Origin of the sequence: Sphingomonas sandaracina, assembly GCF_036663695.1 — a bacterium.
GTDB lineage: Bacteria > Pseudomonadota > Alphaproteobacteria > Sphingomonadales > Sphingomonadaceae > Sphingomonas.
Map to the genome: position 1 here is coordinate 310,217 of NZ_JAXOJK010000002.1, position 23,057 is coordinate 333,273.

The window sequence follows — 23,057 nt, forward strand, 5'->3', positions numbered from 1 at the left end:
CCGTCGCGGACGGCATGCGAAGGGAGACGCGGTTCATGGTTCAGATTGGTATCGATTTCGGCGGCACGAAGATCGAGGCCGCAGCGCTCGACGATCGCGGTCAGTTCCTCAGCCGTCTGCGTGTTCCGAACCCGGGCGACTACGATCGCGCAATACGGGACGTCCGCGATCTGGTCCTGGCGGTCGAGGCGGAAGCCGGCGGGCAGGGAACCGTCGGGATCGGCACGCCGGGATCGATTTCTCCGCGTACCGGTCTGATGCGTAACGCCAATTCGCTTTACCTCAACGGCCGTACGTTTCGCGAGGATCTGGAAACCGCGATGGGGCGGCCCGTGCGGATGGCGAACGACGCCAACTGCCTCGCGCTGTCCGAAGCGGTCGACGGCGCCGCGGCCGGCGCCCGGTCGGCGTTTGCGATCATCGTCGGGACCGGATGCGGCGGCGGGCTCGTGATCGACGGTCGGATCGTCGATGGCGCGAACGGGATTGCCGGCGAATGGGGTCATGTCCCGTTGCCGTGGCCGACGGGTGTCGAGGTGCCCGGCCCGGCATGCTGGTGCGGCCAGCACGGGTGCCTGGAAAGCTGGGTGTCGGGCACGGGCTTCCGCCGCGACCATCAAAGCGTCACCGGTCAGACGCTCGACGGCGCGGCGATCATCGCAGCGGCCCGAGCCGGCGACGAGGACGCGAGCGCGACCCTCGACCGCTATGTCGACCGATTGGGCCGGGCGCTTGCCTTGATCGCGAACCTGGTCGACCCGGATTGCTTCGTGATGGGTGGCGGCATGTCGAACGTCACGGAAATCTACGATCGCCTTCCCGCCGTGGTGCGCAGCCATACGTTCTCTGATGGCTGGGACGCCAAGATCGTCCAGGCGGTATGGGGCGACAGCAGCGGCGTGCGTGGGGCAGCCCGGCTCTGGCCCGTCTGACGTACGACATCGTCAGGGCGCGGCGCGCAGGCCCCCAGACGCCGCCCCGCTATAGTAGAACTGATACTGCCACGCACGCTGGCCCGAGCGTGCCCGCGCCGGCGGCTTAGTCGCCGCACTTCGTCATCGGGACGGGCGCGGAGTCGATCTTCACGTCGGAGATCGAGAGGCCGAGCTTGCCGTCGGTGGCGATCACGAACGGTGCGGTGACATGCGCCATGTCGATGCCGCGCTTGGCAAAGCATTGCAGCGGGACGATCACCTGCTGCCAGTCGCCAGGCTTGCCGGCCGCGAGTGTCCTGGTGATCGGCACCGTCACGGCCTTGCCGTCGTTGCTGACCATGCCGAGGTTCACGGGTGCGCTGCCAGCGCGATCGACGCGGACGTCGACGACCAAGCTCAACTCGCCATTGCTCTCGCGAGTCAGGTCGAGCGGGCCGGACGCCTCGACGCGAGCGTCGGCGGGGCCACCCGTCCATACGAATGCGCGTGCGTCCTCCTGACGGCGGCGGTCGACCGCCGATGCGGTAAGACGCTTGGTCGCGGTCGTCGCGTTAACGCCGAGCAGGCGGACCTTGGACTGGTCCTGCTCGACCAGGGTCAGCGACCATCCTTCGGGTACGCGGCCCTTGCCGAAGATCGTGCCGTTCGACGATGCGGCCATGCCGGCGGGGCGGGTCTCGTCGAGCTTCGGTACGCTGCCCGGCTTGGCATAGCTAAGCCCGTAGCCGAACGCGAACAACGGATCGTAGCCGGGGTCGGAGCGGTTGAGGACATACTGGTCGGGACGCTTGGGCCAGGAGAAACTAAGCTTGCCGCGGAAGTCGTTGGCGACGCTGCCGTCCTTCTTGCGGAACAGCACGTCGGCGACACCCCCGCCTTCGCTGCCCGGCAGGAACGCCGCGACGAAAGCATCCGACGCGTTGAGTTCGGCATTCACCCAGAGCGGGCGGCCCGACAGGAACACCGCGATGACCGGCACGCCTGCCGTCTTCAGCTTGCGCAGCAGTTCGAGGTCGGATTTGTCCTCGGGGCTGTATTCGAGGTTCGGGCGGTCGCCCTTGAACTCGGCATAGGGCTGTTCGCCGAATACGACGATCGCCGCGTCGGGCTTCTTGGCAAAGCTGCCGTCCGCCGACAACGTCGCGGTGCCGCCTGCGCCCTTGACCGCGGCGTCGATGCCTGACCAGATCGTCTCGGCGTTCGGGAAGTTCGCATTGGTGGTGCCGCCGCCCTGCCATGTCAGCGACCATCCGCCGGCCTGTTGCGGAATGTTGTCCGCCCCGCCGCCTGCGACGAGGATGTTGGCGGATGGCTTGAGCGGCAGCAGACCGCCGTCGTTCTTGAGCAGCACCAGCGATTCACGCACGGCCTGACGCGCGATGGCGCGGTGGTCGGCGGCACCGATGAGGGTCATCTTGCCGGCGAGCGCGCGCGACGACGGGCGGCCGCGGTCGAACGTGCCGGCGCGAATCTTTACGCGCAGGATGCGGCGGACCGCGTCGTCGAGGCGCGCGGCCGGGATTTCGCCCGACTGCGCCTGTTTCAGCGTATTGTCATAGAGCGTCTTCCAGCCGCTGCCCGAATACATGAACATGTCGAGCCCGGCGTTGATCGCTGCCGCGCAACTCTCGTTCGAGCAGCCTTCGACCTGGCCGTGGCCGTTCCAGTCGCCGACCACGAAGCCGTCGAAGTGGAGCCGATCCTTGAGCACGCCGGTCAGCAGGCTCTTGTTGCCGTGCATCTTGGCGCCGTTCCAACTCGAGAAGCTGGCCATCACGGACTGCGTGCCGGCTTCGATAGCTGCCGGATAGCCGCCGAGATGCACGTCGCGCAGCACGGTTTCGGGGATCAGCGCATCGCCCTGGTCACGCCCGCCAGTGCCGCCGTCGCCGAGGAAATGCTTGGTCGTCGCGATGACGTGGTCGGGGGCGAGGAACTCCTTGGTGCCGACCTTGCCCTGAACGCCTTCGATGACCGCGCCGGCATAGTCCGCCTGGACCTGCGGTTCTTCGGAATAGCTTTCGTAGGTGCGGCCCCAGCGATCGTCGCGGACGACAGCGAGAGTGGGGGCGAAGGTCCAGTCGATACCGGCGGCCGCGGTCTCGATCGCGGTGACGTGGCCGATCTCACGCATCAGGTTGCGGTCGCGCGCCGCGCCAAGGCCGATGTTATGCGGGAAGAGCGTCGCGCCGGGAATGTTGTTGTTGCCGTGCACCGCGTCGGTGCCCCAGATCACCGGGATCGCAGGCCGGCCATCGGTGCGCGCCATCGACGCGTCGTAGAAGGCGTCGGCAAGCTTCAGCCATTCGACCGGCGGCGCGAGGTCGTTGCCGCCGGGGCCAGCATTGCCGCCGTTGAGGATCGAGCCGAGCTTGTAGGTGCGCAGGTCCGCCGGATCGATGCTGGCGATGTCGACCTGGATCAACTGGCCGATCTTGTCGGCGACCGACATGCGTTTCATGATCGCATCGATCCGCGCCTCGACCTTTGGATCGCGCAAAGGCCGTGCGTTCGCGGTCGGCCAGATATCGGGATGCGCGAAGGCGGAGAGCGGCGCTTGCGGTTTGGCTACGGCAGTTTGCGCAGGGGGGACTGTGACGGTCGCCGCCGATTGCAGCAGAAGCGCGATCGTGAACGTGGAAAACCCTGCCGGCATCATAATCCCCCCAGACGGCACGCGATTTGGTATCGGTACCTTATGCCGGCGTGATACCGGTTCCGTGACAGATTACGCAAACAATTTGGTCTTTCGGCGGACCATATCGCGTGAACGTTGCCAAGCGGTTTCGATCAGAGTCCGATGGACAGTCGCAGGGTAATCGATCGCGGTCGGATCGGCACCGTCTGCCGGGTCGTCGCCAGCGTGAACGGATTGCCGAAGCCGAAACTGTTGCCGCGTCCGTTCAGGAGATTGTCGACGGCAACCGACCAATGCCGTGGACCGTCATCGAGCGTAGCACCGGCGCCGAGCGTCGCGTAATCCCCCGCCCGGCGATCCAGTGCCGGATCGAAACTCAGCCGCGTCTGGCCGATGTACCGCGCGGTCAGATAGGCGCTGGCGGGCCGGGCGATCACCGAAAATTTTCGGGTCACGCCCGCACGCGTTGAAAAGTCGGGGACGACCGGCAGGCGACGGTCGTTGTCGCCGCGCTGGCTGGCGGTGGGCGAGGTCAGTCGCGCGCGCTGCACGGTGGTCCCGGCATCGATCGTCAGCGGTCGTGCGTCCATGCGCACCCCGAATTCGATGCCGTAATTGGTGGCGTCGCCGACATCGATCGTGCCGAACAGTCCGTCCGAACCGACCACGTCGCTGCGCAGATGCTCCCAGACCGAACCGAAGATCGCACCGGTCAGGCTGAGCCGATCGTCGAGCGCGCGGACGCGCCAGCCGAATTCCAGGCTTTGCAATTCGTCGCCCGGAATCCGTTGGTCGGTGCCGGGCAGATCGCGCGACACCGCGGCGGGCCGGATCGCGCTGGCATAGCGAAGCCAGACCAGGCCGGTCTCGTCGCGGTGCCAGCTGAGCGTCGCGCTGGGAGTCACGCCGAGTTTGGTGGCGCTCTGTTCCTGCGGGCCCTGCTGTTCGATATCGTTGGTCGTAATGAACCCGCGCAGGCCAAGCTTGAAGTCGAGCGTGGGGGAAAGCCGCTGGGTTCCCTCGGCGAATATCGCGCCTTCGAAGACCGCCTCCTTGTCGTCGCGAACCGCGATGGTGTCGCCGGTCGCGACGAAGCTCCCCTTCAGCCGGGTGGTTCCTTTCAGCAGCGACACGCCGACGATCCAGGGATGGCGCGCGGACGGGTCGCTCAACCGCAGTTCCTGCGTGAGCAGCCGGATCTCGCGATCCTCGTCATAGGCCAGCGGCGTACCGGTGCCGAGTGCGCTTGCCCGCGTGCTGGCGTCGTAGGTGCTGGCGAAGTCGTGCGATACGACCGAAGTGGTCGACTGCACGCCCAGCCGCCCGATCGATCCCCGTATGTCGAGCGATCCCGACACGAAATCATTGTCCTGCGGCTCCGCGATCGAGGTCGCCCGCGTCAGGCCGCGGGTGGCATATTGGCTGTCGCGGGTCCCGATCCACTGGCCGACCCCGCTGGCGGTCGCGGTCCAGCCATCGCCGATCGCCCACCGGACCGCCGCACGGCCGCCCGTTCGTACGGTGCGATTGACGTTGCGCTTGCGGCGTTCGCTGTCGTCGATCCAGCCGGGCATCGTTTCCGCCCACGCCGAAGCCCGCAATGCGACGCTGCCCGTCACGATCGGCAGGTTGACGGTCGCATCGAGTGCGCCGCCCAGCGCGCCGTCCTTGATGCCGGTGACCTCGGTCGACAGCGTTTCCGACGCGCTGTCGAGATCGGGCGGGGTCGTGACGATCCGCACGACGCCGCCCAGTGCGCCGGTCCCGTACAACGTCCCTTGCGGACCGCGCAGGATCTCGACGCGGTCGATATCGACCATGCGGAGATCGGGATCGGGCGAGGAATAGCCGATCCGGGCATCGTCGAGATACAGGCTGACGAGCGACTGGCTGGTGCCGTTGAACGCACTGTCGGCGACGCCGCGAAGGAACACCCGGTCGCGGCCCGGTCCCAGATTGGTCGAGAACGCGCCATCCGTGGTCGCCAGGAGGTCGACCAGGCCGCGTCGGCCGGCCAGACGATCGAGCGCGGACGCCGCCAGGATGCCGATCGAGGCGGGAAGGTCGGAGAGGCGTTCGTCGCGCTTGCTGGCAGTGACGATGATGTCGGCCCCGGTGTCGGTCGGCGGCGCGATCCTTCGGCTTTTCCGGGCGGCGTTACGGTGCGGCACGGGTTCGATCCGCCAAGTGGTCGCATCGACGCGAACGGCGCGCAGGTGCGTTCCATCGAGCAGCTTGCGCAATGCCTCGCCAATGCTCGAAACGCGGCCGATGCGCTTGACCTGCACGTCGGGCAGCGTTCCGGCCATGCCGATGGAAATGCCAGTCTGTCGGGCGAGCGAGTCGAGCGCCGTTCGCAGCGAGCCCTGGGCGATACTGATCCCGCGGGGGGGCGCCTGATCAGCGTGCGCCGGTACGCTCGATATGAACGACGCCGCCAGCGCGACGCAACCGGACCGGCAAAACCGCGCGAAGCTGATCGAGGAGCCGCGAGCCATCGCCAATCGTCAAAACCCCGGAGAAACGCAGCCCCGCGGCGGACGGATCGACCACCACCGGGGCGGTCGCATACCGCGATATGTCGGCGACAACCAGCGGTAACGGCGCACCGTCATAGTTCAACCGGCCGTCGGTCCAGTCGGCGACCGAACCGGGCGCGACGGAGCGCCGCTCAGCCACCCCGGTCGCGGTATCGATGTCGAGCCGCTGTCCCGCGGTCACCGTGGCGGGCGTCGATCCATCGGCGGTGCGCGGCGCGACGCTGACTTCGCCCTGCGCTACGGCGACCGAAATCCGACCACCGGCGTTGACGACCGAGAAGCGGGTGCCGACGTCGCGGATGTCGTAATCGCCAGCGCGGACGATGAGGGTTCGCGCCGGGTCGTGACGAACGGTGAAGCTCGCCGCGCCGCTGGCAAGCGTGATCCGCGGTGTCGTGCCGCCGGCGACCGACAGCCGGGACCCGCGATCGATCCGCATCGCACTACCGTCCGCCAGCGTCAGAGCCCGCGTATCGCCCGCATCGGTCACATAGACTTTGGCGTCGTCGCCGCCGATCTGCGGGGCGACGAACAGCAGCGCCAGTCCAGCCGCCAACGCGCCGCCGGTGCCGGTCGCGGCCCAACGCCAGCGTGAGGCACGAGGGGGTAGGGCTAGCGGTTCACCGTCGATCGCGGCGTCGTCGTTTGCGGGTGACAGCGCGGCGATCGCAGGCGCGGCCTCGGCGATCTCGGCATCGAGCAGCGCGATCGAGTCGTACGCGGCGCGGTGCCGGGGATCGTGCGCCAGCCAGTCGCCGAAACCCTCCCAATCCATGTCGGGCGCATCGATCCGTGCGTGCCAGGCCGCCGCTGCGTCGATCGGGTCCTGCGTCGTCCCATCCATCACGGCGCCCTCGTTCCAAGCGGATGCCCCCCGCTCGTGACATAGACGCCACTGCGCATCGCGCACCGCAGTCGGGCGTGACGATCAATCGTCGTTTCGATCATCGAGCGCCTTTCTGAGGTGTTTGAGGGCAACGGCGATATGCTTTTCGACGGCGCTGCGCGTGATGCCGAATTCGGCGGCGACCTCGGCATGCGAGAGGCCATCGATCTTGTGGCGGCGAAATACCCGCATCGCCCCCTCGGGCGGGCCAGCGAGCGCGGTAGCCAGCTGCGCGATCCGCTGACGCCCGGAAACCGCGTCGAATGCGGAGGGCGTTTCGTCGACGGCCTCGTCACCGACGATCGTCGTCATGCTGTCCGCATAGCCGGTATCGCGGCGCGACCGCCGGCCGTTGGCGCGAACCCGGTCGAGCACGATGTTCATGCCGATGCGGTGGAGATAGGCCAGCGGATTGGCGATGGGGCCCGTCGTCGCCTCCGCGGTGCGCAACCAGATCTCCTGCACCACGTCTTCGGCTTCCGCAGCACTCCCGGTCCGCCCGGTGAAGAACCGAACGAGCTGCTGGCGATGCGCCGCAAGCACTGCCGATAGCCCGGCAGGCTGAAAGCTGTCCGCGTCGGCTACGATATCCTCCGAACTTCAGGAACCGACGCAGATACCGCGTAAGGCGGCGCCTGTCGCTACCGAAGGTCAGATGTCGCTACCGAAGGTCGGGCGCGTCCGTCACACGCTTCTGGACCGGGTGACGACACGCCATAGCAGCACGATGCCGACTGCGATCAGCAGGACGACCCCGGCGATCGCGGCAAGATAGAACATCGGCGCGCGCCACGGTGTTTCTGGGACGGGCGACGTGACGGGCGGCGCGAAGTGTGACGGGGCGGGCGCGTCGTCGCAAATCGACGATCGCGGCGTGAGCGTCGCGGTCGACGGCGCGTCCCCGGCGCGCTCCGGCATCAGGGTTTGAGCGACGGCGGTCATCATGCAACTCCCCGCCGGCGTGTGCCGTTCGCCATCGTATCGCCCCCGTACAGCGCAAGAAGTGCGTCGAAATGATCATCCATCGTCCGCACCGGGCGGTCGCGGCGGTTCGCCACCGATGCCAGTCGCGTTTCCGCAAAGGCCAGAATCGCGTCGGCGGCGGCTTGCGTGTCACCGGACCGGTAGAGCAGGCCGTCGCCGGTCCGCGCGAGATCGGCCGCGCCGCCGCGGTCGGGCGCGATGAGCGTGAGCCCGGAAGCGATCGCCTCGGCCGCGACGAAGCAGAAGGTCTCCGCTTCGCACCCGTGGATCAGCGCATCGGCGCTCGCCATCAGCCGCGCGAGCGCGGTCCGGTCGCGGATCGGTTCGAGCAGGCGGACATGCGGGTTCTCGCCGATCGCGTCGATCACGCGGCGCTGGCGCGACCCGCCGCCGATGATCAACATGCCGACCGGCGTATGCGTCCCGGCGACCGTCGCGGCCTGCGCGACCATGTCCCAGCGCTTCTCGGGAGCATGGCGACCGACCCCGATCAGCAACAGCGCGTCCTCGCCCAACCCGCACAGCGCCAGCATCTCGCGCCGCAGGTCGGCGTCGCGCAGCCGGGGCGAAAACTGTCCCGGTTCGACGCCCATCGGGTCAGTCGTGACTTTGCTCAGGCCGCCTTCGCGCAGTCTCTGCGTCAGGCTGTCGCTGGCGCTGACGATATGGTCGAACCGCGCGTCGAGCCGGCGCAGATGCCGCCAATACCATTCGAACGCGCGGTCGATCGCCTGCGTCGAGGCGACGTTGCCGAACCAGCGATAGGCGTAGGCGGACAGCGGATCGGCATGCGCAATCAGCGACAGCCGCGCGCGCGATCCCGACTGCGTCCGCCAGTCCGCCACCATCGACGCGCTGCGCCAGGGAGAGGAGACTTCGACGACGTCGGCGTCCTCCTCGTCCAGCATCGCATGCAGCGCGCCGCGATCGGCGAAGTAGCGATAGGAGCGGTCGAGCGGGAACCGCGGCGATTTTAGCCAGCGGACACGGGCGTTCGGACCGCGCTGTTCTTCGCGATTCTCCTCGCCGGGGGCGATGACCACGACCTCATGGCCGCGTGCTGCGAGCGCGACGAGCTTGCGATCGATATAGGTCCGCACGCCGCCACCGGTCGGCGTGTAGAACGCGCAGACATCGACGATCTTCATGCCGCGATCTCCCGGACCGGCATGGCGCACGACTGGTCGGCGACCAGATCGGCGTAGCGCGAGACCGTGCGTCGCGCCGCGAGCGTGCGCAGCGTGCGATCGATGCTGGTCAGCAACGATTCCTTGGTCACGTCGCCGGGGTGGACCGCAACGCGCATCGTCGGCATCCAGTCGGGCATGACCCGCGCCGCGGCGGCGACCGCGAGCGAACTGGCGGTGCGCGCGCGCGTCCGGCTGGCCCAGGTCACGACCGGGCCGCGCGCGACGATCGCGCCGGTGGCGGGCTGCCAGACGCGGAAATGATCCTCGGCCAGTGCGAAGTCGCAGGCCTTCAACGCGGCATGCGCGCCGGGACCGTAGAGCCAGGCGGGCGCGATGAAGCCCGCGACCGGTCGGCCGATCGCCTGCTCGACCATGTCGCGACCGGCGCGCATCCGGTATTCGGCTTCAACCGCGTCGAGCCCGAGAAACTCGCCTTCGCCGGCCGTCATGTAGCGCGCCTTCAGCGCGGTCGCCGCACTGCGATGATCGCTGGCGTCGCGGTGGAACCAGCCGTGCAGGAACATCTCGACGCCGGCATCGGACCATTGCCGCAGCCGTCGCTCGAATGCCGGGGCCCGGTCGAGCCGTGCGGCGCCCCAATGATCGGGGACGACCAGCATCGCGAACTTCGGGCCGCCGAGGATCGTCTCGATCCGGTCGGCAAGCAGGTCGATCGGCGCGGCGAATGCGGGCGATACGTCATGGATCGATACGATCAGGCGTCGTTGTGTCGAGGACGCCCGCGCCACCGGCCGCTTCACGTCGGGCGCTTGGGGGTGCTGCCTCCCGCTATGTTCGGATGTCACCATCGTCCTGCCTTCATACGTCCCACACTGATGACGGGACGGCACCGCGTGCACGCTTCCGCAGTCCATACCAACGCGTAGCGGTAAAATATTTCAGCATCGGGTCGGGTGTGGCTGCGGCTGGGCGTGCCCCGCGGCGTCCTGTGGACATGACCCGATCCGGATCATTCGCCTCGGCGCCGCTCGGCACGGCACGCGCCGGCCTGCGACGCTCGCCGCTGCCCGAATCCTGTTCTTACCGGAGCATTGTCTCATGACCGAGATGCCGTTGACGCTGACACGCGCGCAGGTCTTTCCCGATTTGACCCCAACCGTCGTCCGCAAGGGGTTCGTCGGGCGATGGCTCGCACCCTTGCTGTCCGCCGCCATCCTGATCGCCGCCTTGTGGCAGCTTCGCAGCCTGGACGTACCGGGCATCCTGCGCATGGTGCCGATGTCGCCGCTGTTCTGGGCGATCTTCGCGCTTGGCTATCTGGTCACGCCGTTCAGCGAATGGGTCATCTATCGGCGGCTGTGGCAATTGCCCGCGGGTGGCATCCTCGCGTTGCTGCGCAAGCGGATCAGCAACGAGATCATTCTCGGCTATTCCGGCGAACTGTATTTCTACGGCTGGGCGCGGAAACACGCGACGATGGTCGGCACGCCGTTCGGTGCGATCAAGGACGTCGCGATCCTGTCCGCGGTCGTCGCAAACATCTGCACGCTCGCCCTGGCCGCTGCGAGCTGGCACGCGCTGGAGGGCCTGCATCTCGGCACCAGCGCGAAGGTCATGATCGTGTCGGCCGCGAGCATGGCGATCCCGTCGCTCGTCACGCTGGTGTTGCGCAAGCGGCTGCTGACGCTGCCGCGCCCCGAACTGACCCGGATCGCAATAATCCATTTCCTGCGGATCGTGGCGACGACGCTGTTCGCCGCGTTGCTGTGGGCGGCGGTCATGCCTGCCGCGCCGCTCGCCTGGTGGCTTGCGCTGGCGACGTTGCGGATGCTCGTGTCGCGCCTGCCGTTGCTGCCGAACAAGGACATCGTGTTCGCTGGGCTGGTCGCCTTCACGGTCGGGCGGACGTCCGAAGTGACCGCGGTGCTGACGATGATCGCCGGCCTGTGGCTGGTCACGCATCTGCTGCTCGGCGCGGCGCTGACCGCGGTCGAACTCGCCACCATGGAGCGCACGAAGTGATACTATTTTCGGTATTGGCCCTCGCCGCGACTCCTATCCCCTCAACGCCCAGGCTGGGGACAGTCGAGGCGCGCTGTCGGCCGCATGAAACCGGCCCCGCCCTGGTCGTGGACGTCGACGGACTGAAGGACCGGGTCGGCGTGCTCCGTGCCGAGCTGTACCCGGCGCGCGACGGCGACTTCCTGGCCGACGACAATGTCCTGATCGGCGCGGGCAAGACGTTCCGGCGCGCGGTGATCACTGTGCCTGCCACGGGTGCGGTATCCCTCTGCCTCCGCGTTCCCGCGCCGGGCACCTATGCGCTCAGCGTCGTCCATGCGCGCGACGGGGGACATGGTTTCAGCCTGCTTCACGACGGGATCGGCTTTGCGAGCAACCCCAAACTCGGTCACTCAAAGCCGCGTGCTGACCAGGCCAGCGTTGCCGTCCATGACGGCATCACGACCACGCACGTCGTCATGAACTATCGCAGCGGACTGTTCTCGTTCGCGCCGATCAAGCAATAGCTGCGGACGACCCGGGCCCGTCGCTCAGCGGGTCCGGTCCTTGACGGTTTCCATCGCCACGAAGGTCGACGTGCTCGCGACATGCGGCAGGCTGGAGATCTTCTCGCCGAGCACCGCGCGGTAGCGGCGGATATCGGCGGTGCGGACCTTCAGCAGATAGTCGAAGCTGCTCGCGATCATGTGGCATTCCTCGACTTCGGGGATGCGACGGACCGCGGCGTTGAACGCCTTCAAGGCCTGTTCGCGTGTGTCGTCGAGCTTCACCTCGGCGAAGGCGACGTGATCCAGCCCCATTTTCTCGGCATCGACGATGGCGCAAAATCCGCGGATCACGCCGTTTGTGATCAGCTTGCGCAGGCGAACCTGACAGGGTGTCTTCGACAGCCCGACGACCTGCGCCAGGTCTGTGACCGACATCCGACCGTCCTCCAGCAACGCAGCGACGATCTTGTGGTCGAAGCCATCCATTTCGACTGTTGTTGGCACGAGAGTTCTCCAATCGAGCCAAAGATGGCCTGTATAAAAGCGATATAGCCCGCCGCGGGCTGATACATAAGTCGGATCGACTTTCGCAACGCATCTATGGCGGTTGCATGACCAGCCAGCCCTTCGCCGTTTTCGCCCCCGCTATCCGGGAGCCGTCTTCGCTGCGCGCGGCGATCACCGCCGCCTACCGGCTGGACGAGGCTGAGGCGCTCGCCCCGCTGATCGCATCCGCGACGCTGGACCCGGAAACGCATGCCGCAGTGCGCGAAACGGCGCGGGATCTGGTGACGCGGATGCGCGCCGAACACCGCGGAACCGGCGTCGAGGGGCTGGTTCAGGAGTATTCGCTCTCAAGCCAGGAGGGCGTCGCGCTGATGTGCCTCGCCGAGGCATTGCTCCGCATTCCCGACGACGCGACGCGCGACGCGCTGATCCGCGACAAGATCGCCGGCGGCGACTGGAACGCGCATCTCGGCGGCGGCAAGTCGCTGTTCGTCAATGCCGCGACCTGGGGGCTGGTGGTGACCGGCAAGCTGGTCGGCAGCGTCGACGATCGCGGGCTCGGCGCAGCGTTGTCGCGGCTGGTCGCGCGGGTCGGCGAACCGGTCATCCGCCGCGGCGTCGATCTGGCGATGCGAATGATGGGCGAGCAGTTCGTCACCGGCGAGACGATCAAGCAGGCGCTCAAGCGCGCGCGCGACCTGGAGGCCAAGGGCTTCGGCTACAGCTACGACATGCTCGGCGAGGCTGCGACGACGGCCGCCGATGCGGCGCGCTATTATGCAGACTACGAAGCCGCGATTCATGCGATCGGCAAGGCGTCGGCAGGGCGCGGTGTCTACGCGGGGCCGGGCATCTCGATCAAATTGTCCGCGCTGCACCCGCGCTATGCCCGCGGGCAGGCGGCGCGGGTGATGGACGAATTGCTGCCGATGGTGGCGCGTCTTGCCGCACTGTCGAAGCGCTACGACATCGGCTTCAACATCGATGCGGAAGAGGCCGACCGTCTCGAACTGTCGCTCGACTTGCTCGAAAGCCTGGCGCTCGATCCCGATCTGGCCGGTTGGAACGGGCTCGGCTTCGTCGTCCAGGGCTATGGCAAGCGGTGCCCGTTCGTGATCGACTGGATCGTCGATCTCGCGCGGCGATCGGAGCGGCGGATCATGGTCCGGCTGGTCAAGGGCGCCTATTGGGATGCCGAGATCAAGCGTGCGCAGGTCGACGGGCTCGCCGACTTCCCGGTCTACACGCGCAAGCTGCATACCGACATCGCGTACATCGCGTGCGCGCGCAAACTGCTCGCCGCGCCGGATGCCGTCTTCCCGCAGTTCGCAACTCACAACGCGCAGACGCTGGCGACGATCTATCAGCTTGCCGGACCCGATTTCGCGATCGGCAAATACGAGTTCCAGTGCCTGCACGGAATGGGCGAGCCGCTGTATCAGCAGGTGGTGGAGGCCGATAAGCTTGACCGTCCGTGCCGGATTTACGCGCCGGTCGGCACGCATGAGACGTTGCTGGCGTATCTCGTCCGCCGGCTGCTCGAAAACGGGGCGAACTCGTCGTTCGTCAACCGGATCGCCGATCCAGCGATCTCGATCGACGCCATGATTGCCGATCCCGTCGATATCGTGTCGGCGATGTCGAATCCGGGAGCGCGCCACGACGAGATCGCGCTGCCGGGCGGGCTGTTCCCGGACCGCCGCAACTCGGACGGCATCGATCTCAGCGACGAGACGGCGTTGGCGGCGTTGGGCGACGCTTTGCGGGAAAGCGCGGCAATCGCTTGGCATGCCGGCTCCGAGGCGGCCGGCGAAACGCGTCCGGTGCTCAACCCGGCTGACCACTGCGATGTCGTCGGCAACGTAGCCGAAGTCTCCGTCGAGGACGCGCGTGCTGCCGTGGCGCTGGCAGCCGCGAGCAATTGGTCCGCAACGCCGGTGGCCGATCGTGCCGCGGCGCTCGACCGTGCGGCCGACGCGATGCAGGTGCGGATGCCGATCCTGATCGGTCTTGTGATCCGCGAGGCGGGCAAGTCGGCGGCGAACGCGATCGGCGAGGTCCGTGAGGCGATCGATTTCCTGCGCTATTACGCGCAGCAGGCACGCACGACGATGGGCCCGGCCCAGACCGCGCTGGGGCCGGTCGTCTGCATCAGTCCCTGGAACTTCCCGCTGGCGATCTTTGCGGGGCAGGTGGCCGCGGCGCTGGTCGCGGGCAATCCGGTGCTCGCCAAGCCTGCCGAGGAAACACCGCTGATCGCAGCCGAAGCGGTGCGACTGTTGCACGACGCCGGCATTCCGACGGATGCCTTGCAGCTGGTGACGGGTGACGGCGCGATCGGTGCGGCGCTGGTCGGCGCGCAGCAGACCGCGGCGGTGATGTTCACGGGTTCGACCGACGTCGCGCGCCTGATCCAGCGACAATTGGCGACGCGTCTGTCCGCGACCGGCGCGCCTATCCCGCTGATCGCCGAAACCGGTGGCCAGAACGCGATGATCGTCGATTCGTCGGCGCTGGCGGAACAGGTCGTGGCGGACGTGATCGCGTCGGCGTTCGATAGTGCGGGACAGCGGTGCTCTGCGCTGCGCATCCTGTGCCTTCAGGACGAGGTCGCGGATCGCACGCTGGCGATGTTGAAGGGCGCGCTGAAGGAATTGCGGATCGGCCGCACCGACCGGCTCGCGGTCGATATCGGTCCGGTCATCACCGCCGAGGCGAAGACCGGCATCGACGCGCACATCGCCCGGATGCGTGCGGCGGGGCATCGTATCGACCAGCAGGACCTGCCGCCCGAGTGCGCGCACGGCACGTTCGTCGCGCCGACGATCATCGAGATCGATCAGATCGGCGACGTCGAACGCGAGGTGTTCGGGCCCGTGCTGCACGTCCTCCGGTTTCGGCGGGATAAGCTCGATGCGCTGATCGATGCGATCAATGCGACCGGGTACGGCCTGACCTTCGGGTTGCACACCCGTCTCGACGCGACCGTCGCGCAGATCACGGCGCGGGTGAAGGCGGGTAACATCTACGTCAATCGCAACGTCATCGGCGCGATCGTGGGCGTTCAGCCGTTTGGCGGGCGCGGCCTGTCCGGGACCGGTCCTAAGGCGGGCGGCCCACTGTATCTCGGGCGGCTCGTGACCGAGGCCGCGAATGCGCGACCGGGGTCCGGTAGCGCGGTGCCGCTGCTCGACTCGTTCATCGCTTGGCTAGGGCAGCGTGGCCATCGGGCAACCGCCACTGCGGCGCGTCGCTACCGCGACGAGTCGCGGCTCGGGGTCGAAACGCTGCTGCCGGGTCCGGTCGGCGAGCGTAATGTCTATGCCCTGCATCCGCGTGGCCGGGTGCTGTTGAAGCCTGCCACGTCGGACGGCTTGCTGGAGCAGATGGCGGTCGTGCTCGCGACGGGCAACAGCGCGCAGATCGAAGGCATGACGCTGCCTGTTGGGCTTCCTGCGGCGGTCGCCTCGGTATTCGAAGACGACGATGCCGTGTTCGGCGCGGTGCTGATCGAGGGTGACGCGTCGGCGGTGGCGGAGATGGTCGAACGGGTTGCGGCGATGCCGGGGCCGATCGTCCTCGTCCACGCGGCCAGGCGCGAGGGGCCATGTGCCTACACGCCGGACTGGTTGCTGGAGGAAGTGTCGACCTCGATCAACACGACCGCAGCGGGAGGCAATGCCAGCCTGATGATGATCGGATAACGCGCATAGACCGACGCGGCGGTACCATAATGATGCCTAAGCGCACTTTAATTGTAAAAATCTCACTCGCGCACGTTGCCGACATATTCCTGCAACATATCGGGACGAAAGGGAGGGCGTCGCCGCTCCCTCTCCCCCTGTGGACGGCGACTTCGACCGGGTCCCCCCTGTCCCGGTCCTCTCCCTGAACTACGGGGCGACCTTCATGGTCGCCCCGCCTTTTTGTGTTTGGGACGTAGCGTGGTCAAGAACGCCTTGCCGACGCGCGTGCCCGCTGCTGACCGCTGAGCGGCGTCTGACACTGGGCGAAAATGTCCCCTTTCCATCGTCCGCCAATACACGTCATCCCAGCGAACGCGCGATATCCCTCGTGGTGGGCCACGGGAGCCTCACGGGGATATCCCGGCGTTCGCTGGGATGACGGTAGTTGGATATCCAGCATCCCGGATCGCTCCGGGATGACGGGATAGGTCTTACGCGGCCAGCTTGCGCAGCACGTAGTGGAGGATGCCGCCGTTGAGGAAATATTCCAGCTCGTTGACGGTATCGATCCGGCACTTGGTCTGGAACGTCTCGCTGGTGCCGTCGGCGCGGGTCATCTTCACGGTAACGTCCTGACGCGGGCGGATGCTCGCGACGTCGAGGATCGTGAACGTCTCCGAACCGTCGAGGCCGAGCGTCTTGCGATCGGTGCCTTCGGCGAACTGCAACGGCAGCACACCCATGCCGACCAGGTTCGAGCGGTGGATACGCTCGAAGCTCTCGGTGATCACGGCGCGGACGCCGAGCAGGTTGGTGCCCTTCGCCGCCCAGTCGCGCGACGAACCGGTGCCGTATTCCTTGCCGGCGACGATCACCAGCGGGGTGCCGTCCTGCTTGAAGCGCATCGCGGCGTCGTAGATCGCCATGACTTCGCCGTCGTATTTCGACATGCCGCCCTCGACGCCGGGGACCATCTCGTTCTTGATGCGGATGTTGGCGAAGGTGCCGCGCATCATCACGTCATGGTTGCCGCGACGCGCGCCATAGCTGTTGAAGTCCGCCTTGCTGACCTGATGCTCCTGCAGGAAGCGGCCGGCGGGGCTGTCGGCCTTGATCGAACCTGCCGGCGAGATGTGATCGGTGGTGATCGAATCGCCGAGGATCGCGAGTGGCTTGGCGTCGATGATGTCCTGCACCGGCGACGGCGTCATGCTGAGGCCCTCGAAGTACGGCGGGTTGGCGACATAGGTCGACCCTGCGCGCCATGCGTAGGTGTCCGAACCCGTGACGTCGATCTCGCGCCACTTGGCGTCGCCCGCATAGACGTCGCCGTAGCGCGCACCGAACATGCCGGCGTCGATGTTGGCGTCCATCGTCGTGCGGACTTCCTCGTTGGTTGGCCAGATGTCGCGCAAATACACGTCCTGGCCATCTGAACCCTGGCCCAGCGGCGTCTCGATCATGTCGGTCGTGACGGTGCCCTTGATCGCATAGGCGACCACGAGCGGCGGCGAGGCGAGGAAGTTGGCGCGCACGTCGGGCGACACGCGGCCTTCGAAGTTGCGGTTGCCTGAGAGCACCGACGCGGCGACGAGGTCGTTCTCGTTGATCGCAGCCGAAATCGCAGGAGCCAGCGGACCCGAGTTGCCGATGCAGGTGGTGCAGCCGTAACCGACGAGGTTGAAGCCGAGCGCGTTCAGGTCCGCGGTGAGGCCAGCCTTGTCCAGATAGTCGGTGACAACCTGCGAACCGGGGGCGAGCGAGGTCTTCACCCACGGCTTCGACTTGAGGCCGAGCGCGTTGGCCTTGCGGGCCACGAGCCCTGCGGCGACCAGCACCGAGGGGTTCGACGTGTTGGTGCAGCTGGTGATCGCGGCGATCACGACGTCGCCGTCGCCGATGTCATGCTCGCGACCTTCGACTGCGACGCGCGCGGGCTGCTCCTTGTGGTACAGCTTGTGGAGGTCGCTGTTGAACACCTCGTCGACCTTGTTGAGGCTGACGCGGTCCTGCGGGCGCTTCGGACCTGCAAGCGATGCGACGACGGTGCCCATGTCCAGTTCGAGCGTGTCGGTGAAGATCGGGTCTGCGGCGTTCTCGTCGCGCCAGAAGCCGTTGGCTTTGGCATAGGCCTCGACCAGCTCGACGTTCTCGTCCGAACGCGCGGTGAGGCGCATGTAATCGAGCGTCTTGTCGTCGATCGGGAAGAAGCCGCAGGTCGCGCCGTATTCGGGCGCCATGTTGGCGATCGTCGCGCGGTCGGCGAGCGTCATCGACGACAGGCCTGGACCGAAGAACTCGACGAAGCGGCCGACCACGCCCTTGGCGCGCAGCATCTGCGTGACGGTCAGCACGAGATCGGTGGCGGTGATGCCCTCGTTCAGCGCGCCGGTCAGCTTGAAGCCGACGACTTCGGGGATCAGCATCGAGACCGGCTGGCCGAGCATCGCGGCCTCGGCCTCGATCCCGCCGACGCCCCAGCCGAGCACGCCGAGACCGTTGATCATCGTCGTGTGGCTGTCGGTGCCGACCAGCGTGTCCGGATATGCGATCATCGTGCCGTCGCCGTGGTCACCCGACGATGCCGACGACCAGACAGCCTGACCGATATATTCGAGGTTCACCTGGTGGCAGATACCGGTGCCGGGGGGGACGACCTGGAAATTGTCGAGCGCCTTGCTGCCCCATTTGAGAAACTCGTAGCGCTCGATGTTGCGCTCATATTCGAGGTCGACATTGTCGTGGAACGCCTGGGGGGTGCCGAACTCGTCGACCATCACCGAGTGATCGATGACGAGGTGGACGGGGACCTGCGGGTTGATCTTCTCGGGGTTGCCGCCGAGCTTGGTCATCGCATCGCGCATCGCGGCGAGATCGACCACGCAAGGCACGCCGGTGAAATCCTGCATCAGCACCCGCGCGGGGCGATACTGGATCTCGCGGTCGCTGCGACGCTCCTTCTGCCAGTCGACGATCGCCTGGATGTCGTCGCGCGTGACGGTCACGCCGTCCTCGAAGCGCAGCAAATTCTCGAGAAGGACCTTCATCGAGAACGGGAGCCGGCTGATGTCGCCGAGCTGTTCGGACGCCTTGGCGAGGCTGTAATAGTCGTACGACTTGCCGCCGGTCGACAGGCTGGTGCGGGTCTTGAGAGTATCCTGGCCAATGGCAGTCATAGGGGTCCTTCCCGTAGGCGTCGGGCCGCCGGGCGCCGAGGGGAAAGCAGCCATATAGGCCACGCGGGCGCGTCGGGAACCGAGCGAAAAATGCTGTTACCGATGGGGCCTTAGCAAGGGGGAGGGCATCGGGGAAGGGTGGGGTTGCCGCACTGCACGGTATTCGATCGGGGTGCAGTCGGCGATAGCGCTATCAGTTTGACGCGGCGTTGCGGTGCGTGTCGTCCGACGGCGGCTCGCCTTATCGACCCGGACAAGTCGTCAACACCCTTGACCCTGCTGTGGCATATTTAACGCGTTTGTTACGAATTATTACAAAGACGTAGAAGTCGATACATCCTCGATTGCGTTCCGAAATCGGTCTGAATAGCGTCACGCCATAGTGCACGTTCCGGGCATGGGCGGCACGAACAGGGGATTATATCGATGACGATCGTTTCGGCTGGCCCGAGCGCCATGGCGCTTACCTCGCGCCGTTCGCGGCTGAACTTGCTCGCGTCCACCGCGCTGATGGCATCCGTCATGGTTCCGGGCATGGCATTGGCACAGGATCGTCCGACATACGCGGAATCCTTCCGATATGGCAGCTCGCTGAACCCGGCGGAACTGGACGACGCGCCGAGCATCGTCATCTCGGCGCCCGGTACGCCGACCACCGCGCAGGACACCGCCGGCAGCGTCAACGGTGTAGGCCAGATGACCGTTGCGTCGGGCGGCGGTGGCCTTTCAGTCTGTACCGGTTCGTTGATCAATCCGCGCACGGTGATCTTCGCTGCGCACTGCGTGAACACGAATGCCGCCGGCACCGGCGCGCAAAACCCCTGGGAGTATGGTTCCAAGGACGGCGGCATCCCGATCGCGTTCGGTTTTGCGCAGAACAACCTGCCGGCGGTGCGCGAGTGGTTCCTGCCGACGACCGCGACCGGGACAGTCAACGCTCAGCAATACAAGACCAACACCGCCAACTTCCTCTATAACGTCAACCAGGTCGTCTATAACGCCGACTCGCTGAAGCTCGGCCTCGCGCAGAACTTCATCCAAGGCGACGTGGCGATCGCGACGCTCGATACGCCGGCCGCCAACGTGCCGACCTGGGCGCTGCTGCTGTCGGCATTGCCGGCACCCGCCGCGATCAACCCCACGACCGGCACGGGCTATCACGTGACGATCACCGGCTATGGCCGCAGCGGGCAGGGCGGGACGCTGGTCGGCGATACCGACGGTATCGATTACCGCCGTCGGATCGCCGAGAACACGATCGGTATCCTCGGGTCGTTCGACGATCGCGACGCATTCCTGTTCGGAGCGGGGAGCGACCGGCCGCAGAACCTGTACCAGCTCGACTTCGACGATCCCCGCCGTGGCACCGCCGCGGCAAGCCCGTACGACTTCAACCTGTTCAAGGACGACGCGCTGCCCAACGAGGGTACCACGGCGGGCGGCGATTCGGGTGGTCCGCTGATCCTCGACCGCACCTTCGCCAAGCAGGTGGTGATCGGCGTATTGTCGGGCGGCAACCGCTTCTATGGCGCGACGCCGTTTGGCGCCTACGGCACGGCGAGCTTTTACCAGCCGCTTTACCTGTTCTCTGACTATATCACGGCGAACAACCCGTATCGCTATGCGCAGACCAAGGCCGGCGACGGTCAGTGGACCGACGCGTCGCACTGGGTGACCGCGCTCGATCCGAACTATCAGATCATCGTCGACGGCAAGCTGGTGAACGGCGTGCCGACCACCACGGGTGCCGGCATCGCGGGAGACGGCAACAAGTTCGGGCAGGTGTGTTTCCAGACGAATTGCGTCGACGTGAAGACGGGCGTCGAGACGGTCAACGGCGTCCCGGTCACGGCGACGGTAGCAGCGCCAGCGGTCGTGACCAAGGTCGCGACGGGCGGTGTCGCCGCGGAAGGCATGATGCTCGAAAGCGTGGCGCAGGGTGGCAAGGCCGATGCGTCGTTGCTGGCGGGGGTGGACGACATCGCGCAGGCGGGCAAGGACGCGGTGGCACTCGCCGTGCTGTCGCCGACGCTCGCCAACGGACTGCCCGGCGCGACCGACTTCGTGCCGAACAACATCGATCCCGATCGCCGCATCCAGCGTAGCGCACGCTATTACGACGTCACGCTGGCGGCCGCCGGCACTACGACGCTCGCCTCGACGGTGACGGTCGACAAGTTCACCGTCGCCGCCAGTGCCGCCAAGCTGGCGGTGACGTCGGCGGGGTCGCTCACCAGCCTGATGACGATCAACCAGGTTACCGGCAGCGTGCAGAACGACGGCGTGATCTCGACGCCGGGCGATTATTTCATGCTCGCCGGCCTGCTGACCGGATCGGGGCGGATCAATACGCCGTTCTTCACCAGCGTCTCGGGCATGATCGCGCCCGGCACGATGGGGACGATCGGAACGCTGACGATCGCCGGTAACGGCATTCTCGCGTCGGGCACCAACCTGCTCGTCGATCTCGGCGCCAACGGCACGTCGGACAGGCTCGCGTTCGCAGCGACGACGTTCAATGCGAGCGGTGCGGCAACCAACGGTATCGTCAATCTCGGCGGCAGCGTCGGTTTCGCGCCCGTCGCAGGACAGACGATCCGTTCGAACGATGTCTATACGATCGTGACCGGGCAGGGCGGGGTAACAGGCGCGTTCAATGCGGCGACTCCGCTCAGCGCGATCCTGACGCCGACCTACGTCTACAGCGCCAATGCGGTGCAGGTGCGGATTGCCGCCGGGCAATACAGCAACGTCGTCGCCGCGACGCCGATCCAGACCGCCTATGCGGGCCTGCTCGACCAGAACCGGTCGAACTACGCGGCGCTTAGCAGGGTGTATGGTACGCTCGACCTGCAGAACGCGGCGACGATCCGTTCGACGCTCGAAGGGCTGGCCCCCCGCGCGGAAACCCTGAAGTCGAGCCTGGGCGTGGCATCGCTCGACACGATGTCGCGGTTCTACCGTGATCGCATCGCGCAGATCGATACGCGTAACGGGATGGGTGGCACGCTCGCGCTGATCGGCAAGCCGTTCCAGGTGGCGTCGCTGATGGCGAGCGACCTGCCGGGCGGTCAGGACATGATGAGCGATACCGGCGGTCCGGTCATGCAGTCGGGTAAGCTCCCCGACGACATGAGCGGCTTCATTGCCGGCGGCTATATCGACGGCCGCAGCCGTTCGATGCCGACCGCGATCCCGTTCGGCGGTCGTGACGATTTCGACGGCTATTTCATCGCCGGCGGTCTGGAGAAGCAGGCCGGCGAGGGCACGGTGATCGGCCTGTCGGTCTCGTACACCGACACCGACGGCACCACCGGCGGGATCCCGCAGCGAGCCAAGGGCGCGCTGTACCAGGGGACGGTGTACGGCAAGCTGGAGAGTGCGTCGGGCATCATCCTGGACACGCAGTTCAGCGCGGGCGCGTTCGTCGCCAAGACCGATCGGACGGTCGGTTTCGTCGGCACCAGCTATCGCCTGCGCAGCACCGACAACGCGCTGACGCTGGTCGGCGAGGTCGGTCTCGGCAAGGCGTTCGACCTGTCGATGCTGAAGGTCGGTCCGCGCGTGTCGATCCGCGCCAGCCATATCGGCTTCGGCAAGTCGATCGAGACGGGTGGCCAGGACGGCAGCGGTCCGGCACTGTACGTCGACCGCGACAGCTTCGACAGCGTTCAGGGGCGTGCCGGGCTGTTCCTCAGTGGCGGCGCCTCGCTCAAGCCGTATGTCGCGGCCAATTACGTTCACGACTTCAACTCGACACCGGGCGTGTTCGGCGCGAACTTCGTCGGCGGGATCGGCCCGAACGCGCTGTTCGCGCTCGCCGGCCAGGACAAGAACTGGGGCGAAGTGAGCGCCGGACTGACGCTGGTCGGCGACCGCGTCGACGTCTCGATCGGCGCCGACACCAATGTCGAGCGCAAGGACGTGTCGAACCAGACCTACAAGGGGTCGATCAGCATCCGCTTCTGACGTTACTTCGCCGGCCGTGCCCAGCGGCACAGCAGAAAAGGCTACCCATCGTTACGGGTAGCCTTTTTCCTGTCC

General features: G+C 66.7%; 14 protein-coding genes. 5 read left to right on the forward strand and 9 right to left on the reverse strand.

From position 1 onward, the window contains the following. Nucleotides 1-35: 35 nt before the first annotated feature. The gene (locus U1707_RS06780) at nucleotides 36-932 is read left to right on the forward strand and encodes an ROK family protein (protein ID WP_332799332.1); all 897 of its coding nucleotides are present in this window, start codon (nucleotides 36-38) and stop codon (nucleotides 930-932) included. Between the two features lie 106 nt (nucleotides 933-1,038). Here the strand turns inward: U1707_RS06780 and U1707_RS06785 are convergent, their stop codons facing one another. The 7 genes from U1707_RS06785 to U1707_RS06815 form a co-directional block, all read right to left on the reverse strand. Next, the gene (locus U1707_RS06785; RefSeq protein ID WP_332799333.1) at nucleotides 1,039-3,591 is read right to left on the reverse strand and encodes a glycoside hydrolase family 3 protein; all 2,553 of its coding nucleotides are present in this window, start codon (nucleotides 3,589-3,591) and stop codon (nucleotides 1,039-1,041) included. A 134-nt stretch (nucleotides 3,592-3,725) separates the two neighbouring features. Next, nucleotides 3,726-6,071, reverse strand: coding sequence for a TonB-dependent receptor (locus tag U1707_RS06790; RefSeq protein ID WP_332799334.1), 2,346 nt, complete (start codon nucleotides 6,069-6,071; stop codon nucleotides 3,726-3,728). Further along, nucleotides 5,974-6,957, reverse strand: a complete 984-nt coding sequence (locus U1707_RS06795) for a FecR family protein (RefSeq protein WP_332799783.1) — start codon at nucleotides 6,955-6,957, stop codon at nucleotides 5,974-5,976. The genes U1707_RS06790 and U1707_RS06795 overlap by 98 nt, the downstream gene beginning before the upstream one ends. Nucleotides 6,958-7,041: 84 nt before the next feature. Next, complete coding sequence (locus U1707_RS06800; protein ID WP_332799335.1) at nucleotides 7,042-7,542, reverse strand: RNA polymerase sigma factor; 501 nt, start codon at nucleotides 7,540-7,542, stop codon at nucleotides 7,042-7,044. Between the two features lie 141 nt (nucleotides 7,543-7,683). Further along, entirely contained in the window at nucleotides 7,684-7,941 is a 258-nt protein-coding gene (locus U1707_RS06805) for a hypothetical protein (protein ID WP_332799336.1), read from the reverse strand. Next, on the reverse strand, nucleotides 7,941-9,131 hold the full coding sequence (locus tag U1707_RS06810; protein ID WP_332799337.1) for a glycosyltransferase: 1,191 nt from the start codon (nucleotides 9,129-9,131) through the stop codon (nucleotides 7,941-7,943). The genes U1707_RS06805 and U1707_RS06810 overlap by 1 nt, the downstream gene beginning before the upstream one ends. Next, nucleotides 9,128-9,982 (reverse strand): DUF2334 domain-containing protein, encoded by an 855-nt coding sequence (locus U1707_RS06815; protein ID WP_332799338.1) that lies wholly within the window; start codon nucleotides 9,980-9,982, stop codon nucleotides 9,128-9,130. Before U1707_RS06815 ends, U1707_RS06810 begins: the two co-directional genes overlap by 4 nt. 250 nt (nucleotides 9,983-10,232) lie before the next feature. On the opposite strand from U1707_RS06815, the gene U1707_RS06820 reads away from it, so the two are divergent. Together U1707_RS06820 and U1707_RS06825 are read left to right on the forward strand one after the other, a co-directional pair. Beyond that, on the forward strand, nucleotides 10,233-11,156 hold the full coding sequence (locus U1707_RS06820; RefSeq protein WP_332799339.1) for a hypothetical protein: 924 nt from the start codon (nucleotides 10,233-10,235) through the stop codon (nucleotides 11,154-11,156). Beyond that, nucleotides 11,153-11,662, forward strand: coding sequence for a DUF2141 domain-containing protein (locus U1707_RS06825; protein WP_443025660.1), 510 nt, complete (start codon nucleotides 11,153-11,155; stop codon nucleotides 11,660-11,662). Before U1707_RS06820 ends, U1707_RS06825 begins: the two co-directional genes overlap by 4 nt. Before the next feature lie 24 nt (nucleotides 11,663-11,686). Here U1707_RS06825 and U1707_RS06830 read toward each other — a convergent pair whose 3' ends face one another. Further along, nucleotides 11,687-12,130: an Lrp/AsnC family transcriptional regulator gene (locus U1707_RS06830; RefSeq protein ID WP_332799785.1), complete on the reverse strand. Its 444-nt coding sequence runs from the start codon at nucleotides 12,128-12,130 to the stop codon at nucleotides 11,687-11,689. A 125-nt stretch (nucleotides 12,131-12,255) separates the two neighbouring features. Here U1707_RS06830 and putA point away from each other — a divergent pair, with 125 nt between their 5' ends. Beyond that, nucleotides 12,256-15,855, forward strand: a complete 3,600-nt coding sequence (gene putA, locus U1707_RS06835; RefSeq protein WP_332799340.1) for a trifunctional transcriptional regulator/proline dehydrogenase/L-glutamate gamma-semialdehyde dehydrogenase — start codon at nucleotides 12,256-12,258, stop codon at nucleotides 15,853-15,855. A 473-nt stretch (nucleotides 15,856-16,328) separates the two neighbouring features. On the opposite strand, the gene acnA is transcribed toward putA, so the two are convergent. Further along, on the reverse strand, nucleotides 16,329-19,013 hold the full coding sequence (gene acnA / locus U1707_RS06840; RefSeq protein WP_332799341.1) for an aconitate hydratase AcnA: 2,685 nt from the start codon (nucleotides 19,011-19,013) through the stop codon (nucleotides 16,329-16,331). A gap of 426 nt (nucleotides 19,014-19,439) precedes the next feature. Here acnA and U1707_RS06845 point away from each other — a divergent pair, with 426 nt between their 5' ends. Then, a complete protein-coding gene (locus U1707_RS06845) occupies nucleotides 19,440-22,982 on the forward strand; it encodes an autotransporter domain-containing protein (RefSeq protein WP_332799342.1) in 3,543 nt (1,180 codons plus the stop codon). Nucleotides 22,983-23,057 lie beyond the last annotated feature (75 nt).